The following is a 17,442-nucleotide window of genomic DNA, read 5'->3' on the forward strand; positions in this document are numbered from 1 at the left end:
GGAATATGCAAGAGCAGATCAGGCTGGATGATAAGCTGGCAAATATGAAGGAACGGTTATTGCTGGATGACAAGCAGGGCAACATCTGGGACATTAGCGAAATTGCTGGCGATATTACGTACAAAACCTCCCGCATCGGCAAGCCTTCTTCTCTGGAATTCACGTTGATCAAGGGCAGTCTGTACCAGAATAAGAAATTCACCTATGAGAATGGATATGTCGTGAAATATATCAGCAACGAGGTAGGCATATTTTACGGATATATCTTCTCGGTGGATAGTGGCAAGGACGAAAGTGTCAATATCAAAGCCTATGACCAGACTCGTTATCTGACCGCGAATCAGACGTACAAGTTCGTGAACGCCACCGCTACGGATGTGATCAAACGAATTGCTACTGACTTTCAGTTGAAGGTGGGCGATTTGATTCAGCCAAAATATGTTATTCCGCGTATGTTGTTTGATAACAAAAAGCTGATTGACATGATCTGTGAGGCTTTGGACCGAACGTTGATCTATGGCGGAAAAAACTACATCTTCTACGATGATTTCGGCAAGCTTGTGCTTCGGGATGTGGAAGAGATGCCTTACGGCTTTGTTATTGGGGATAACAGTCTGCTCACGGATTACAGCTATACGCGGTCGATTGACGACCAGACGTATAACAAGATCAAGCTGTATCGGGATAACAAGGATACGGGAAAAAGAGAAACGTTTGTTCATCAGGATTCAGGCAGCATCCGTCAATGGGGGCTGCTTTTTTTGTACCAAAAAGCGGATGATGGCCTGAACGAAGGTCAGATTGATGAAATGCTCAAGACCCTGATGACCCTCCGTAACCGCGAGACGCAGACGATGAAAGTGGACGCGCTTGGTGATTTCAAGGTGAGGGCAGGCAGTTTTGTCAACATCCAGATCAATGAACTCAAGATTAATCAATATTTTCTGGTAGACGAATGTACGCATAAGGTACAGGGGGGCGTGCATACGATGTCACTGGATTTGAAGGTGGTGTAATGATAAATGATGCTGGACGTGATTAAAAAGGCGGCGGTGGCCGCTGTAGATGCCAAGTCTCCCGTTCAGGTAATGTACGGAAGTGTGACAAACACCCAGCCTCTGGAGATCACCGTTGAACAACGGCTGGCATTGGCTGAGCCTTTTCTTGTACTGCCGGAATCCGTAGTGAACAAAGCTTGGACCGTGGGTGACCATGTCTTGTTGTTACGTGTTCAAGGTGGAGACAGCTTTGTTGTGCTGGATCGGCTGGTGAATCCATGATTCCACAGGGGGCGCAGATTAGCGCAGAAGATCAGGAAGAAGCTGCTGTGCTTCCAAGTCTGACGTATGTGTTTCAAGCTTCAGGACAGCGAATTGGAAGACTGCAACTGGATGGAAAAGATGCGGTAAAACAGGCGGTGTACAAAGCGTTGTCTACACGCCGCTACGAGCATCTAATCTATTCTTCGGATTACGGCATGGAATGGTCTTGGGAAGGAATGGCCGGGAGATCCATGGTTGAATCGGAACTGGAACGCTGGATTCGTGAAGCATTGCTTCCGGATGATCGTATATCGGATGTAACGGAGTTCGATTTTGTCCACGAGGCTGACGGGGTACGGGTTTCTTTTACTGTGGAAACGGATTTTGGCAGCTTTAGGGAAGAGACGGAGGTGAACATGAATGTATGAAGAGCAGACGTTTGAAGTCATTTTAAATCGAATGCTGGACAGAGTGCCGGATGGTGTGGATAAACGTGAAGGCAGCATTATCTATGATGCGCTTGCGCCAGCGGCAGTGGAAATGGCTCAGATGTATATCGAGCTGGATGTGAACTCCAACCTGAAGTTTGCGGATACAGCATCTGGAGAGTATCTGGATCGTGCGGTGGCTTGGTCTGGCATTAGTCGGAAAGCGGCCACGAAGGCACGTTGGGTTGGTAGTTTTCGGGATAACGAAGGGAAGCCTGTTGAGGTTCCTTTGGAGAGTCGTTTTTCCACGGGGGATCGCGTGTACGTTATTGTGGAGCGCATCGCGGCAGGGCGATATGTGTTGGAATGTGAAGTCGCGGGAGCGGAAGGTAATGAATATACGGGGGCGCTGCTGCCCATCGATTATATTGCCCGCCTGACGACAGCTGAATTGACACAGTTGCTGGTTCCTGGCGAAGACGAGGAAACGGACCAAGCCTTGGTTGATCGATATCAGGATAAAGTTTCCCGTCCGGTTACGAGTGCCAACAAATATCAGTATGAGTTATGGGCACGGGAAAACTCTGGTGTTGGCAAAGCCAAAGCTTTTCCACTATGGGATGGTCCGGGTACAGTCAAAGTAGCATTGCTGAATAACGAAATGCAAACACCTGCTGAGGCGGTCATTAAGGCGGTGCAAGAGTATATCGATCCAACCCAGGATGGAATGGGAGAAGGCGCATCTCCAATCGGACCTGTGGTCACAGTGGTGGGGGCGGAAGAAATACCCATCGATGTCGAGGTACAGGTTACGCTTGCTTCCGGTTCAACGTATGAGGGCGTGAAGACACTGATTGAAACGGGAGTTACGGCGTATCTGAAAGAACTGGCCTTTGCCGATCCGTTGGTTCGTTGGACACGTATTGCCAATGTCATTCTGGATATCCCACCCGTGATCGATTATAGCGATCTGCTGGTGAATGGTGGTATGTCCAATCTGGAGATCGCCCCTGGCGCAGTAGCCGTTCTCGGGACGGTGAAGGTGACATGAGTAAAGCGGACGTATTAATGACTCTTTTGCCCCCGTTGTATGAAAATGTGCTGGAGATGCAGCTTCTTACGGAGACCGAAGGTGTTGAGCTGGACAAGCTTACGGTGGGTTTGGAAAGTGTGCTGGATCAATTCTACCCGGAGTCTGCGACCTGGTCATTGGAACGTTATGAGCGGGATTTGCAGATTCCGACAAATCAAGCCAAGCCGGATGATCAGCGAAGATCCGTAATCATTTCCAAAATGCGCGGCAGCGGCAAAGTCTCTGGTTCCATGCTCAAGAACGTGGCTCAGGCCTACGAAAGTGGCGGGATTGATGTATCCGTGTCGCCAGAGGAATACTTGATCCGAATCCGTTTCAGCGATACTTGGGGCTTGCCGCCCAATCTGGACGATCTGAAGGCAGCGATTGAGGATATTAAACCAGCACACATGACCGTGGAATACCGTCTACGGTATTTGACGATTGCGGAGGTTGAAAGCATGACGCTGGAGGAGATTGAACAGACTCGACAGGATAAATTTGCAGGAGGTGGAGCTTAAATGAATGAACCAAAAACACCGAATTTGGGATTGAATAAGATTGACCGATCCTCGCCATCGACGACCTATTTTGATCTGGACAAGTATCTGGATCAGAACTGGGAGAAGGTCGATGAGGGTGTAGCCACAAAGGTTGATTTGGAAAAAATGAACCAATTGATAAACGAAATGGATATTCCGGATGCATCCCTTCTCCGTAAGGGGAAGGTTCAACTCTCCAGTGCGGTTGATGGTACATCCGAGGAACTAGCAGCAACACCAAGAGCTGTTAAGACAGTTAATGATGCACTTACTGCACATACGGCGGATTATATTCAACACCTTGCGGACTATGTGCGACAAACCGGGTATGCGATTACAGAAGGAGTTGCCAATGCTTACACAGTGACAACAGATCCCACACCAACTAGATATGTGGATGGCATGGGAATTGTGATTCGAGTCCACAAATCAAACACAGGGGCATCTACTCTGAAATGGGGATCACTTAAAACGGTTCCAATTCTAGACAGTAAAGGCAGTGAACTAACAACTGGAAAGCTTCCCGAAGGTGGGATGTTTACCCTCCGTTACAATGAGGAGGCTATAAATTTTCAATTACAGGGTGAGGAAGGGGTGTCAGAAGAGTTCGGAGATGGCAGCGACGGGGTACTAAATACTACCAGTAATGTCATTATTCCAGTAGCCCAACAGGACGTAACAACTGTTATAAAAAACTATAAAAGCCTAACAATTAACGCGGGACATACTATGTCACTGGCGTCTAGATGTAGGGGGCTAATTATATATGTAGATGGGGATGTTGTAATTAATGGAACTATAGACGTCACTGGTAAAAGTGCCTTTGTAAATCCAAACAGCGTTGAGCCAATTCTTATTCCAATCACAATAAAGAAGATGATGGCTTGGGACGCAACAAATAAAATATTCACAGTTCCAAGGGGGGGGAGCGGTGGAAGAGGTGGTAGTGGAGGAGGAGGTTACCAAGGCACTTATCCAATTTCTGGTGGGGATGGTGGTGGAGGTAACTGGTTTGGTGGTGGCCAGGGAGGCGGAGGCGGAGGCGGCACCGCATCGGTAACCTCTGGAGCAGGAACTAACGCTACGACATCGACTGGTGGCATGGGAGGTGGAGGTTCTTCAGGTCCTGGAGCAGGAGGAGGAGGAGGAGGTACTCAAACTAACATAGCTACTACTTCTTCAGGTTACCCCGGGGGAATTGGTGCGGGTGGTGGTGGGGCTGCTGGGTACAGAGCCAATATAGGGTTTGTTGCAAAAGGGGGCACTGGTGGTAGTGGAATCAACGGAGGAGGAGGAGGAGGAGGAGGAGCTGCTGTAGTTGGCGCTGCTTCAGATGCCACCGCAGGCGACGGTCAAGATGGAAAGAATATTGGTGGTGGATTGGTTGTCCTAGTCGCTAAAGGAGACATAACAATAGGTTCCAATGGTAAAATACTTGCTAACGGATTAAATAGTGGTTCAAACGGCGGTTATTCTTACTTGCACGGAGTCGACACCTATGCAGGAGCCGGCGGTGGAGGCGGCGGTGGTGGCGCTGGTGGTGGTGTAATTGCCTTATTGTACCGTGGCACATATAGGACATCAGGAACTTTGCAAGTAAACGGGACGGCTGGAGGAATTGGTGGAAGTTACACCGGAGGAAGCGGCTCGGCTGGAGGCATTGGTTCAATATTAACTAAAAAAGTTTAGGGAGGATAAACCGTGTTGAGAGTAATTTTGATAGACAATCCACACGACAGCAGAACCGGGGTTCTCAAAGATCAATTATGGCAGCTTGGATTGACAGATGAGACACATGTGATACCGTTTGATGAAGCGGCGAAAGTTCTCCCAATACAGTCAGCTCCGTGTGTTTTTTTGGTAGGGACTGAGGATTTGTTTGATACAGTTACTGGTGAAACAGTTAAGGATTATGTTGATTTTTTGCGAAATAAACATAAAACAGAGGCCAATATTTCATACCTTGGTGAACTTGCAATTAAAGCTAGAAAGGTGGGTATTCGGTGAGGGATTTTGAGTTTTGGAAAATGGCTTATGAAAATGAAAGGGGCGAAATGCCTAATGATCTTAAATGGGCCATGAAAATGGGGAAATCTCGGTTGAAGAATATAAAGAAATTTTTGGCGAGAATTCTTATTTCTTAGCGTAATTCTTGAAAGGTCGAAATGAGTCAACCTCTTAATTATAAATGTCTGAAAAAGGAGGTGAAACCATGGAACGATGGGATACCCTATGGAAATGGGGAATTGCACTCATGAGCAGCTCAGTAACCTACTTCTTCGGAGGCTGGTCAGGCGTGCTCGGCGTATTGCTTGTATTCGTCATCCTCGACTACCTAACTGGGATTGCGGCAGCGGGCATGAGTGGCAAGTTAGAAAGTAATGTTGGCATGTTCGGCATCGCGCGAAAGGTATTTATATTTGCAATGGTATCGGTGGCTCATCTGGTGGACGGTGTTCTGGGAGACGGACATTTGTTCAGGGATGCGGTCGCCTTTTTTTATATCGCAAATGAGTTGTTGTCCATTATCGAAAACGGGGGCAAGTTAGGTGCTCCAATCCCGCCGGTGATTCGGCAAGCCATTGAAGTGCTCAAGGGTAAAGGGGGGACCGGGGAACTCCCCGGTAACTTCTCCCCGAGTGCCAAAGACTCTTTTTCACAGGCAGATCCGGATGACATAGATTCAAAGGCTGAAGATAGTAAGAAGTAATGCGACTATAGCAAGCTAGCACTTGAAACTACACATAACTCAACATATAAGGGACACGCACACAAGCAACCCCTGATCCAACTGCATTAACTATATACAAACGGCAAATTGCCGCACAAAGGGTGTGAGAAATATGCAAACGAGAAGTCCAGGCAACACACAGGGCATTGACGTCTCCCGATACCAGGGCAATATTGACTGGGCGAAGGTGAAGGCAAGCGGCATGACATTTGTATTCATCAAGGCAACCGAGGGACAGACGTATACCGATCCGAATTATCAGAAAAATGTAACTGGCGCACTGGCGGCGGGCATGCTGGTCGGAACATATCACTTCTTCCGCGCGACATCTACCGATGGTGCCAAGGCAGAAGCTGCACATTACGCCAATACACTTAACAAAGTTGGAGGCGCCAAGGCGCTACAACTGCCACCTGTTATGGACTACGAGAACAACCCCGGCAACCTGAGCAAAGCGCAGATGAATACAGTTGCCAAAGCTTTTTTAACCGAATTACAACGTCTGACAGGTGTAAAACCGATCATATACACGGGCAATTCATTTGCCGGGAATTTTGACACATCACTCAGCTCATACGATCTGTGGATCGCGCGTTACAGCAACACCCGTGTACCGGACGACCAGCCGGCATGGAAGCGTTGGACGTTCTGGCAGTATACGGATTCAGGCAAGGTGAATGGCATTAGCGGCAACGTGGATATGAATGAATTCGAGGGAACAGCGGCACAGCTCAGAGCAAGGTACGCAGCTGCCACTCCGAAACCACCGGAGCCATCCAATCCGACCAATCCAAGTAATCCGAATCCACCAACCGTACCACCGAAAGGGGGCGAACCGATGACAGCCGAAGAGAAAGCAGCGTTTGATGCGCTCAAATCCCAGGTCGACAAACTGCAGGCGCGTCAGCAAATGGAAGTTCCAGTATGGGCGAAAGCAGCTGTGGATGCAGCACTTGCATATGACACCAAAAATCCATTGTTCAGCATCGATAATGGGGCGAGTTATGATTTTTACCGTTTTATTACCGTGATGCATCGCAGAGGTTTGTTTAAAAAGTGAGCTGATTCTTAGCAAATGACAGGTTGATCTTATCTGAATGTGGATTGAGAAGAGAAGGGACATGGGACGCTTTTTGTCGAACCATGTTCCTTTTTTGTTTTTTGTGTAAGTAATACTAACGCATATAATAAAGTTGAAGACTTATGTCTGTAAATCTCTTGTCTAATTGATTAATGTGATGTAAAGTAAGTTACACGAAATTGTTTTTCACTACGGTTTATTTACATAATCCTCCTCATCATGACAAAACCATAACATACGAAGTTATTGTAATGTCTCCCGTTGTACAATCCAACATCTCAAGATGACTCGCTCATACGTTTTACACATCCAATCTGCAAGAGAAAGCCACCGTATTAAACAACTTACACGATTCATCAAACAACCTAGCCTATGTTGAGTTTCTTTCGTCCGTCCGTATCTTCGATCTACCAACTTAAACTTGCACTTTCCAGTCCGTACCCATTCGCTGTTGCTTATTGACCTAAGTTCAAATAAAACGCAACACCTCCATAGGATCCATCTCAGAAGATACATAGTTGAACGGTTTCTTTTTCTATAAAAGTAATCAAACAACGTCCTCAATCCATGTGCACGATCTGAAATTTACCTGTATTCCATACGTATCCCATGCTGTTTTTACATTTCATATACATGCCTTACTTTTCCCGGAATTTTAATTCAGGTATCGCAGGCATCCAAAGCCTTTTATATGATACAGAGCACCAAACCGATTGCCAACATTGGAGATCTTTCATGCCAGCATCACACACATTATGAGACAGGGAAGGGTGTTGTACGTATGCGAATGAGAAAAAAATGGATGTCCGGTGTTCTAACGATGGCTTTGAGTACCGTATTGGTGTTGTCAGGTTGCTCCAGTAACGAGAGTGGAGAGGCTACGCCTGCTCCGGCGGAAGGAACCGACCCTCCAACCGAAACGGTAGCGCAGGATACGATGATTATGGGGCGTGGTGGGGATTCCGTAGCACTCGATCCGGCGATTGTGACAGATGGGGAGTCACTCAAGATTGGGCATCAGGTGTTTGATTCGTTGCTGGACTACAAGGAAGGCGGAACAGAGGTCGTTCCTGGACTAGCAGAGAGCTGGGAGATTTCGGCGGATGGGCTCAAGTATGTATTTAAGTTGAAGTCCGGTGTGAAATTCCATGATGGAACTGACTTCAACGCAGAGGCTGTTGTGTTCAACTTCAACCGCTGGAGCGATCCGGCGAGTGAATATAAATTTGAAGGAGATTCCTTCGATTATTACGATTCCATGTTTGGTCCAGAGGACGGACGTGTGATCAAGGAAGTGACGGCGACGGACGAGACTACGGTGGAGTTCACATTGAACCAGTCACAAGCGCCTTTCCTGCAAAATATTGCGATGACGCCATTTGGCATTGCCAGCCCAACCGCGATTCAGGAGAAAAAAGAAAACTTTAAGAGCGAGCCTGTGGGCACCGGCCCATTTGTATTCAAAGAGTGGAAGCGTAACGACTCCATTACCCTGGAGAAAAACGCGGATTATTGGAAAGAAGGACTGCCGAAGCTGAACAAAGTGATCGTGCGTTCGATTCCGGATAATACGGCTCGCTTCAATGCCCTGCAAAACGGCGAGATTGATGTCATGGAAGACCTGAACCCGGACGATCTGTCCATCCTTGAAGGCAACAGCGAGTTGCAGAAGATCGAGCGTCCACCGTTCAATGTGGCGTATATCGGCTTTAACTTCAAGAAGAAACCATTTGATAATGTCAAAGTCAGACAAGCCCTCAATCATGCGGTGAACAAGCAGGCCCTTATTGATGCGTTCTTTGCGGGACAAGCTGAGCCTGCCGTGAACCCGATGCCGCCAACGCTGTGGGGGTACAACGATACCATTGAGGATTACCCATATGATCTGGAAAAAGCAAAAGCTTTACTGGCCGAAGCTGGCTTCCCAGACGGATTGCCTGAACCGGTAACTTTCTATGCAATGCCAGTATCCCGTCCGTATATGCCAGATGGCAAGAAAGTAGCGGAAGCGATCCAGGCTGATTTTGAGAAAATTGGTGTGACTACGAACATCGAATCTCCCGAGTGGGCGACGTATCTGGATGATGCCAAAGCCGGGGAGAAAGACGATATCTACATGCTCGGCTGGACGGGTGACAACGGGGATCCGGATAACTTCCTCTACACGTTGCTGGACAAAGACGCCATTCCGGGTAACAACCGCAGCTTCTATGTCAACGAAGAGTTGCATGTGTTGCTGACGGATGCGCAGAAAGAAACGGATCAGGACAAACGTGCCGAACTGTACAAGCAAGCGCAGGTAATTATCAAGGAAGATGCACCGTGGATCCCACTCGTGCACACCACGCCAATTCTGGCGGGTAAATCGAACCTGAAAGGTTTCGTACCATCCCCACTAGGCAGTGAATCCTATGCCAGTGCCTACTTTGAGTAACGTAGAGGTAAGTTGAATCTGAATATGCATCTAACGCATTAACCATTCTTTCTTTTAAAGCGCTGGTGAGACGCAATGCTTGGCAGAACCCACATCCGGACGTAACTATCCAAAGCATGCGTGTCTGCCAGCGCTTTTTATTTTTGCACGATATGTCGAAGGCAGGTGAACAGGATTGAACAGCTATATTGTCAAACGTGTGCTTGTGTTGCTGCCCGTGCTGCTGGGTATGACTCTGATTGTCTTTTCCATCATCCACGCGATTCCGGGTGACCCGGCCGAGACCATACTTGGGCAAAAGGCAACCGAACAATCCAAGCAGGCCCTTCGTGACCAGCTCGGTCTGGATAAACCATGGTTCCAGCAATATTTCGCCTACTTGGGCGATTTACTTAAAGGAGACCTGGGAACGTCCATCCGCACCAAGGTGCCTATTGCCCAGGAAATTGTGCCTTATCTGACAGCAACCCTTGAATTAACGATGGCAAGTATGTTGTTTGCTGTCATTATTGGGGTGAATGCCGGGATTGTCAGTGCGTGGAAGCATAACTCCTGGTTTGATTATTGCTGCATGGTCATTGCTTTGGTGGGGGTATCCATGCCGATCTTCTGGCTCGGTCTGATGGAACAATGGTTGTTTGCAAACAAGTTACAGTGGCTGCCATCTATTGGACGCATGAACGCACGCGATCCGGTGGAAGCCATTACAGGCTTGTATGTGTTGGATACGATGATTGCTGGACAATGGAATCAGTTGTGGACTGTAACGAAACATTTGATTCTGCCAAGTGTTGCACTGGGCACGATTCCGATGGCTGTTATTGCCCGGATGACTCGTTCCAGCATGCTGGAAGTGATGAGTTCCGATTACATTCGTACAGCAAAGGCGAAGGGACTGGGTCCGTTTTTTGTCGTATATGGACATGCGCTCAAAAATGCGTTTATTCCCGTGCTAACGGTTATCGGTATCCAGACCGGATCGTTGCTTGGGGGTGCGGTGTTGACCGAAACGATCTTTGCCTGGCCGGGCGTGGGACGTTATATATATGAAGCGATTAGTTCGCGGGACTATCCGGTGATCCAGAGTGGCATTCTGATCGTGGCGTTCTTTTTCGTGGTGATTAATCTGATTGTGGACTTGCTCTACGCCGTGTTCGATCCTCGAATTAGTTATAAATAGGGCATTTATCATTCATTCATATCCGAGAAGGGAGACGCCTCATGGCCAAATTATCGACCAACACCGGACCATCCATTAATGCTGCGACAGCGAGCACAGCCGGTCCATGGCGGGAAGCGTGGAGAACGTTTCGGAAAAATAGGCTTGCGCTTGCGGGCCTGATTATCATTGTATTTTTCATCATTTTGGCCTTTCTAGCCCCATACATCGCTCCTTACGATTATAAGGAACAGGTGCTAGTGGATCGGCTCCAGGCTCCTTCGGCAGAGCATTGGTTTGGTACGGATGATCTGGGACGTGACGTGTTTTCCAGAGTGCTGCATGGAGCACGTATTTCATTGTGGGTGGGCTTCTTTTCCGTCATTGGATCCATTATCGCGGGTACGTTGCTTGGTCTGATTGCCGGATTTTATGGAAAATGGGCGGACATGCTCATCTCACGTCTATTTGATATTTTGCTCGCATTTCCCGGAATTTTGCTAGCCATCGCCATTGTGGCGATATTGGGCCCGTCGTTGCAAAATGCACTGCTCGCTATTGCTATCGTGAACATACCTACCTACGGAAGATTGGTGCGTTCAAGGGTACTCAGCTTGAGACAGGAGGAATTCATAACGTCAGCACGGACACTGGGAGCGGGCAACGGGCGAATCTTGTTTCGTCACATCTTGCCCAACAGCCTTACTCCGCTGATCGTGCAGGGTACACTCGGAATTGGAACGGCGATCATCGAGGCTGCTGCGCTCGGATTTCTGGGCATGGGAGCGCAACCACCCGACCCGGAATGGGGCAAAATGCTGTCGGACTCCCGTCAGTTTATACAAAAAGCACCATGGACACTGATCTTCCCCGGCGTTTCCATTATGTTGACCGTGCTCGGCTTCAACCTGATGGGCGATGGACTGCGCGATACCCTTGATCCGAAAATGGCGAAAAAGTAATGTTTTTAAATTTGACCGTAAATGTCTTTCCCCAAGCCGGTTCGAACTTTGGTTCGAGTCGGCTTTTGTTTTACTAGCGTGATTACGTTAAAATATGGAGGTATGTTCCAAAACGAAAGGGTTGTTCGATCTTTTTGTTAAAATAACCGCCTTCGTATTGACACCCAATTTTCCCATATGTTATATAAAAGGAAGGGATTAGCACTCCGATCACTAGAGTGCTAACAAATGATGTTTTTACTACACGACTACATATGGAATGATTCTGTTTTTGACAAGTAGGTAAAGTTCACCTTGGGATATGACATGCGCGTGAAGTGGCTAGAAAAATTTTTCTGAAATCGAAATGTGTTCGGTGAATTATTTCCATTTGAAAATGTCTCGTATCATTAAGTTGTTTGTCGGAACACCTCGGTAGTGAAGGGGACGGAATCGATTCTGAAGAAGCGGTAGCGTTCGCCTTTGTCTCTGAATTTCTACAAATAAAAAATAGTTCAAGAAATTTCATAGACAACAGCGATCAAAAGAACGATCCGTAACCGGAACGGCCATTAGAGAGCGACAATAACTGAGGTGCTGAGTTGTGAAATGGGAATTTAATAATTAGGGGAACAATCGATAGGAAGGTTTTCTAGTGACCTAACCTTTTGCATGTGAAATTCAGAGGTTTACTTTCTATTTTCAATCAAATCATTCGATATCCAAATTTGAAAGGAGTCCACCCAATCATGGCTAAGAAAGAATTCCAGGCAGAATCCAAACGTTTGCTGGATATGATGATCAACTCCATTTACACCCAAAGAGAAATCTTTTTGAGAGAATTGATCTCCAACTCCAGTGACGCCATTGATAAAATTTATTACAGAGCACTTACGGACGATACGCTCGTTTTCAACAAAGAGGACTACTTCATCAAGCTCACGATCGACAAAGAAAACCGCACACTTACACTGACAGATACCGGTATTGGTATGACGCAGGAAGAGTTGGAGAACAATCTGGGGGTTATCGCGAAGAGTGGTTCCCTGGCGTTCAAGAAGCAAAATGAAGCTAAAGACGGTCACAACATCATCGGACAATTCGGGGTAGGTTTCTACTCGGCATTCATGGTGGCGGACAAGCTGACCGTAACAAGTAAAACGCTAGGCAGCGACGAGGCTTGGAAATGGGAGTCCGAAGGCGCGGACGGTTACACGATTACACCAGCTGAGAAGGATTCCGTAGGTACTGAGATCGTCCTGACGATCAAAGAAAATACCGAAGAAGATTCGTATGACGAGTTTTTGGAAGAGTACCGCCTGAGATCCATCATCAAGAAATACTCCGACTTCATTCGCTACCCGATCAAGATGGATGTAACGGGTCAACGTCCGAAAGAGGGCACGGAGAACGAATTCGAGGAATACCAAGAAGAACAAACCGTGAACAGCATGGTGCCGATCTGGCGTAAAAATAAAAGCGAACTGACCGAAGAAGACTACAATAACTTCTATATGGAAAAACGCTACGGTTTTGACAAACCGCTCAAACACCTGCACATCAGCGCAGATGGCGCAGTGGTATATAATGCGATCCTGTTTATTCCAGAGAACACACCGTTTGACTACTATACGAAAGAGTATGAAAAAGGCCTTGAGCTGTACTCCAACGGGGTATTGATCATGGATAAATGCGGAGATCTGTTGCCGGATTACTTCGGATTTGTTAAAGGTATGGTTGATTCCGAAGATCTGTCCCTGAACATCTCCCGTGAGATGTTGCAACATGACCGTCAGCTGAGCCTGATCGCGAAGAACATCAAGAACAAAATTAAGAGCCAACTGCAAAGCCTGTTGAAGGACGAGCGTGAGAACTACGAGAAGTTCTACCAAGCGTTTGGCCGTCAGTTGAAATATGGCGTATACAGCGACTATGGTGTGAACAAGGATACATTGCAGGATCTGCTGTTGTTCACGTCTTCCAAAGAGAGCAAGCTGGTGAGCCTGGACGAATACGTCTCCAGAATGCCGGAAGATCAGAAGTACATTTACTATGCATCCGGTGAGTCTATTAGCCGTATTGAGAAGCTGCCGCAGATCGAGGGTGTTCTTGAGAAAGGGTACGAAGTATTGTACTTTACCGATGACATCGACGAATTCGCAATCAAGATGATCACGAACTACAAGGAGAAAGAATTCAAATCCATCTCCAGTGGTGACCTGGGCATCGAAGATAGCGCGGATAAAGAAGAAACGGATGCTCAGGACAACGACAACAAAGAGTTGTTTGAAGCGATGCAAGTTCAATTGGCGGGTAAAGTCAAAGCCGTTAAAGCTTCCAAACGTCTCAGAAGCCACCCGGTATGCTTGTCCACCGAAGGTGAGTTGACGATTGAAATGGAGAAAATCCTGAAAGCTATGCCAAACAGCGAAAATGTACAGGCTGATAAAGTGTTGGAGATCAACGTGAATCACGATGTATTCAAATCGTTGAAAGACGCTTTTGCACAGGATCAGGAAAAGCTGAACCTCTACACTAGCCTGCTGTACCATCAAGCATTGCTGATCGAGGGATTGCCAATTCAAGATCCAGTAGAGTTCACCAACGATATCTGTAAGGTTATGGTGTAACATCGTTGCACCCACTATCTCCACCCCGACAGGGCATTTCCGTCCTGTCGGTTTTTTGTCTTTTTACCCACAACGGGGAGGGCGCGGGGGAGGCAGACTATCATTGTAGTGATGGATGAACATTTTAATGGATTTTTTAGCCTTTCATAATTTTGAAGATTTACCCTTTTACTAGGGAGTGTAATTTCATTTAGATTGGGTGTGAATCAAACAGCAAAAGTAGTGAAGGGGACGGAATAGATTCTGAAGAAGCGAAGCGTTCGCCTGAAAGCTTTCTGTAAGAAAGCTGCATCGGAAGCATATGCTATTTCCGAATTTCTCCCTTTTTAAAGGGAATCAAAGAAATTTGGGAATAACAGCGATCATAAGAACGATCCGTAACCGGAACGGCCACCTGGCACAGTTATTACTTATGATTGTTCTGCCATGGGAGCGAGCATATGTGAATAATGAGTTCAATATGAATCATTATCATTTAGATGCACGGATGATAGTCTGACAGGGTATAATAAGAGAAGATGACTGTTCATTACAAGTTGATGTAAGAAGAGATGACAATCGCAGACAGGTTTTACTTTTCGAAACCACAGATGTTGTGTATAATCACTCAAAATAGAGACAGTCGGCTAGGAGTGATCCCCATGCAATGGAACGATCTGAGAGAACATAGACAATATCCCGAATTAACCAAATTGGATGGATCTCGTGCAGCGTATGAACGGGACTATTCCAGACTCATTCATTCACCAACCTTCCGTCGGTTACAGGGCAAATCGCAGGTGTTTGGCGCAGGAACGGGTGATTATTATCGTACTCGCTTGACCCATTCCCTGGAGGTGGCACAGATTGCACGAGAAGCGGCCAGAAGTCTGATTCGTCGTTTTCCCGAGGTAGACTGGGACCAGGCGGATAGCCCCGGCCTTATTATTGATTCAGAAGTGGTGGAGTGCGCTGCAATCGCACATGACTTCGGTCATCCGCCTTTTGGACATAAAGGTGAAGAAGTATTGGATGGCATTCTCGATGACCTCATTAACACCGAGGCTAAGAAAATCATGAAGAAAAGCCGCGGCGCCAAAGTTCCCAAGGTGGAGTCTGAGGTGCGTGCCGAGCTTAAACGGAAATACGAGCATTTTGAAGGCAATGCGCACAACTTCCGCCTCATTATGCACTTGGAGAAACGTGAAGATATCGACGGGCTGAACCTGTCTGATGCAGTATTGCTGGGAATTAACAAATATCCCTACCCTGGGACGGAGAGCAAGAAAGGCATGTATCATCATGAGTGGCAATATATTCGTGAGATCCGTGATCGCTGGAACGTGCCGGCAGGCAAGAAGACGCTGGAAGCGCAGCTGATGGACCTTTGCGACGATATCGCGTACTCCTCGCATGACCTGGAGGATGGCATCAAAGCCGGCAAAATTGAGGTGCATGAGCATTTCCTACAAGATCCGCATGTGAATCGACTGATTGTGGATAAGATTACGACGTTGGAGGATCTGTTCTGGAACGGATGGACCCGAGAAGCCATTGGGCAAAAGGTAGAAGAGGTACTCGCTTCCTTCCTGCGCATCTGGAATGAGAAGATGCCGTTCTGCGAGCATGATTACTCGCGTACCCGCCGTGAAGTAAAAGCCTATTGGGTGAGCTTTTTTGTAGGCAGTCTGGGCGTTATTGACGACGGCGACTGGAAGAAGGTAACCTTTGTCCGTGAAGGGGCTGAAGACCTCGATATGCTGCGTACGGTGAGCGTGCTCAAGAGCTTTGCCTGGGTGACGATGATTCGTGACTTGCGTGTGCAGCGGCTACAGAAGCGCAGTGAGTGGATGATTAAGCGGTTATGGGATGCATTCCTCGATCCGGAAACGTCCAAATCGATTATTCCATCCGACTGGCTGCAACGGTATGAGAAGGATCAAGCCAAATCCCAGCCGATCTGGACTTGGGAACACATGGTGATCGATTATATTGCAGGAATGACGGATGCATTTGCCGAGAAAATATACAATGAACTCTACGGTCTGAAGGTGGGTTCCATCTACGATCTGGATTAGAGTTAACCAAGATAAAGGGAGATGAGACGCTTGGCTACAAGAATGAGTGAGAAGTTCAGTCTGGGCGTACTTGACCTTGTTCCAAGGTTAAATGATGCAACAGCGGAACAGGCGCTTCAGCAATCGGTGACACTTGCGCAACATGCTGAGGCGTGGGGATACGCCCGATACTGGACGTCAGAGCATCATGATATGGCTGAACTGGCCTCAGCTTCTCCCGAAGTGCTGCTCTCACACATCGGAGCAAGGACAACAACGATTCAACTTGGCTCTGGTGCGGTCCTGTTGCCGCATTACAGCCCGCTCAAGGTGGCGGAGTCGTTCCGTCTCCTAGCTGCGCTCTATCCGGGGCGCATTGAGCTGGGGCTTGGACGCGCTCCTGGTGGTGGACCCCATGCGACGATGGCACTCAGTGGCAATTACTTGCAGCATGTGTCCAAGCTGCCTGAATCGCTCGCAGCACTGACGGAACTGCTCGAAGACCGCTACATGTACGAAGATCATCCCGTGACGGCTCGTCCGATTCCCAAGCTTCCGTTATCGCTTTGGATGTTGGGGACGAACGTGAAGAGCGCAGAGTTTGCGGCACGGTTTGGCATGGGGTATGTCTTTGGACAATTCATGAGTGATGCCGATGGAACAGAGGCTGTAAAGCGATACCGTGAAGGGTTCATACCCAGTGCAACCATGAAGGAGCCTGAGGTTATGGTGGCCGTTAGCGTATTGTGTGCCGAGTCAGAGACGGATGCTTTGGCTTGGAGTCGTGACATGGCGGAGAGACGCAAGGCGGATGGAAAAGAACGTTCATCCGAGCAGAGTTCAGGTGCGGTCTCGGCCAAGAACACGAATGATGAAGCGGTGCGGCACTATGCAGGTACACCTGAGCAGGTATGGGATCAATTGCAACAGGTCAGCCGTAGACTGGATACGCAGCGTTTGCTGCTGGTTACGACTGGGCCGGATTACGAGCGCAGGCTAGATTCTTATCGATTACTGGCTGAAGCATGAATCCGAACAAATCGAAGAGCTGCAGAACGGGAATTTGCCGTATGCTGCAGCTCTTTTTTTGACTTTGTTAAAATTCAACAATCTTTTACAAAATAAA

15 protein-coding genes are annotated in these 17,442 nt (G+C 47.7%); all 15 read left to right on the forward strand.

The genetic code is table 11. The features are described from left to right. The first annotated feature begins 5 nt into the window (after positions 1-5). The 15 genes from MHI06_RS06235 (at position 6) to MHI06_RS06305 (ending at position 17,345) form a co-directional block, all read left to right on the forward strand. A complete protein-coding gene (locus tag MHI06_RS06235) occupies positions 6-1,016 on the forward strand; it encodes a hypothetical protein (RefSeq protein ID WP_340400851.1) in 1,011 nt (336 codons plus the stop codon). 6 nt (positions 1,017-1,022) lie between these two features. Then, on the forward strand, positions 1,023-1,280 hold the full coding sequence (locus MHI06_RS06240; protein ID WP_175383663.1) for a DUF2577 family protein: 258 nt from the start codon (positions 1,023-1,025) through the stop codon (positions 1,278-1,280). Next, positions 1,277-1,690: a DUF2634 domain-containing protein gene (locus MHI06_RS06245; protein WP_145146399.1), complete on the forward strand. Its 414-nt coding sequence runs from the start codon at positions 1,277-1,279 to the stop codon at positions 1,688-1,690. The genes MHI06_RS06240 and MHI06_RS06245 overlap by 4 nt, the downstream gene beginning before the upstream one ends. Continuing rightward, positions 1,683-2,741 (forward strand): baseplate J/gp47 family protein, encoded by a 1,059-nt coding sequence (locus MHI06_RS06250; protein WP_340400852.1) that lies wholly within the window; start codon positions 1,683-1,685, stop codon positions 2,739-2,741. Before MHI06_RS06245 ends, MHI06_RS06250 begins: the two co-directional genes overlap by 8 nt. Continuing rightward, positions 2,738-3,283: a putative phage tail protein gene (locus tag MHI06_RS06255; protein WP_340400853.1), complete on the forward strand. Its 546-nt coding sequence runs from the start codon at positions 2,738-2,740 to the stop codon at positions 3,281-3,283. The genes MHI06_RS06250 and MHI06_RS06255 overlap by 4 nt, the downstream gene beginning before the upstream one ends. Next, positions 3,284-4,993, forward strand: a complete 1,710-nt coding sequence (locus MHI06_RS06260; RefSeq protein ID WP_340400854.1) for a phage tail protein — start codon at positions 3,284-3,286, stop codon at positions 4,991-4,993. Positions 4,994-5,005: 12 nt separating this feature from the next. After that, on the forward strand, positions 5,006-5,311 hold the full coding sequence (locus tag MHI06_RS06265; protein WP_340400855.1) for a hypothetical protein: 306 nt from the start codon (positions 5,006-5,008) through the stop codon (positions 5,309-5,311). 205 nt (positions 5,312-5,516) lie between these two features. After that, entirely contained in the window at positions 5,517-6,014 is a 498-nt protein-coding gene (locus MHI06_RS06270) for a phage holin family protein (protein ID WP_340400856.1), read from the forward strand. 133 nt (positions 6,015-6,147) lie between these two features. After that, complete coding sequence (locus MHI06_RS06275) at positions 6,148-7,095, forward strand: glycoside hydrolase family 25 protein (protein WP_340400857.1); 948 nt, start codon at positions 6,148-6,150, stop codon at positions 7,093-7,095. Between the two features lie 808 nt (positions 7,096-7,903). After that, on the forward strand, positions 7,904-9,550 hold the full coding sequence (locus tag MHI06_RS06280) for an ABC transporter substrate-binding protein (protein WP_340402066.1): 1,647 nt from the start codon (positions 7,904-7,906) through the stop codon (positions 9,548-9,550). 175 nt (positions 9,551-9,725) lie between these two features. Next, complete coding sequence (locus tag MHI06_RS06285; RefSeq protein ID WP_017690144.1) at positions 9,726-10,730, forward strand: ABC transporter permease; 1,005 nt, start codon at positions 9,726-9,728, stop codon at positions 10,728-10,730. Between the two features lie 41 nt (positions 10,731-10,771). Continuing rightward, a complete protein-coding gene (gene nikC, locus MHI06_RS06290; RefSeq protein WP_340400858.1) occupies positions 10,772-11,671 on the forward strand; it encodes a nickel transporter permease in 900 nt (299 codons plus the stop codon). A 728-nt stretch (positions 11,672-12,399) separates the two neighbouring features. After that, positions 12,400-14,280, forward strand: coding sequence for a molecular chaperone HtpG (htpG, locus tag MHI06_RS06295; RefSeq protein WP_340400859.1), 1,881 nt, complete (start codon positions 12,400-12,402; stop codon positions 14,278-14,280). Positions 14,281-14,921: 641 nt separating this feature from the next. Then, positions 14,922-16,337 carry a dGTP triphosphohydrolase gene (gene dgt / locus MHI06_RS06300; RefSeq protein WP_340400860.1) on the forward strand — a complete coding sequence of 472 codons (1,416 nt, stop codon included), beginning with the start codon at positions 14,922-14,924 and terminating at the stop codon, positions 16,335-16,337. Positions 16,338-16,379: 42 nt separating this feature from the next. Beyond that, positions 16,380-17,345 (forward strand): MsnO8 family LLM class oxidoreductase, encoded by a 966-nt coding sequence (locus MHI06_RS06305; RefSeq protein WP_340402067.1) that lies wholly within the window; start codon positions 16,380-16,382, stop codon positions 17,343-17,345. The last annotated feature ends 97 nt before the right edge of the window (positions 17,346-17,442 follow it).

Origin of the sequence: Paenibacillus sp. FSL H8-0079, assembly GCF_037991315.1 — a bacterium.
In the GTDB taxonomy this organism is placed as follows: Bacteria; Bacillota; Bacilli; order Paenibacillales; family Paenibacillaceae; genus Paenibacillus.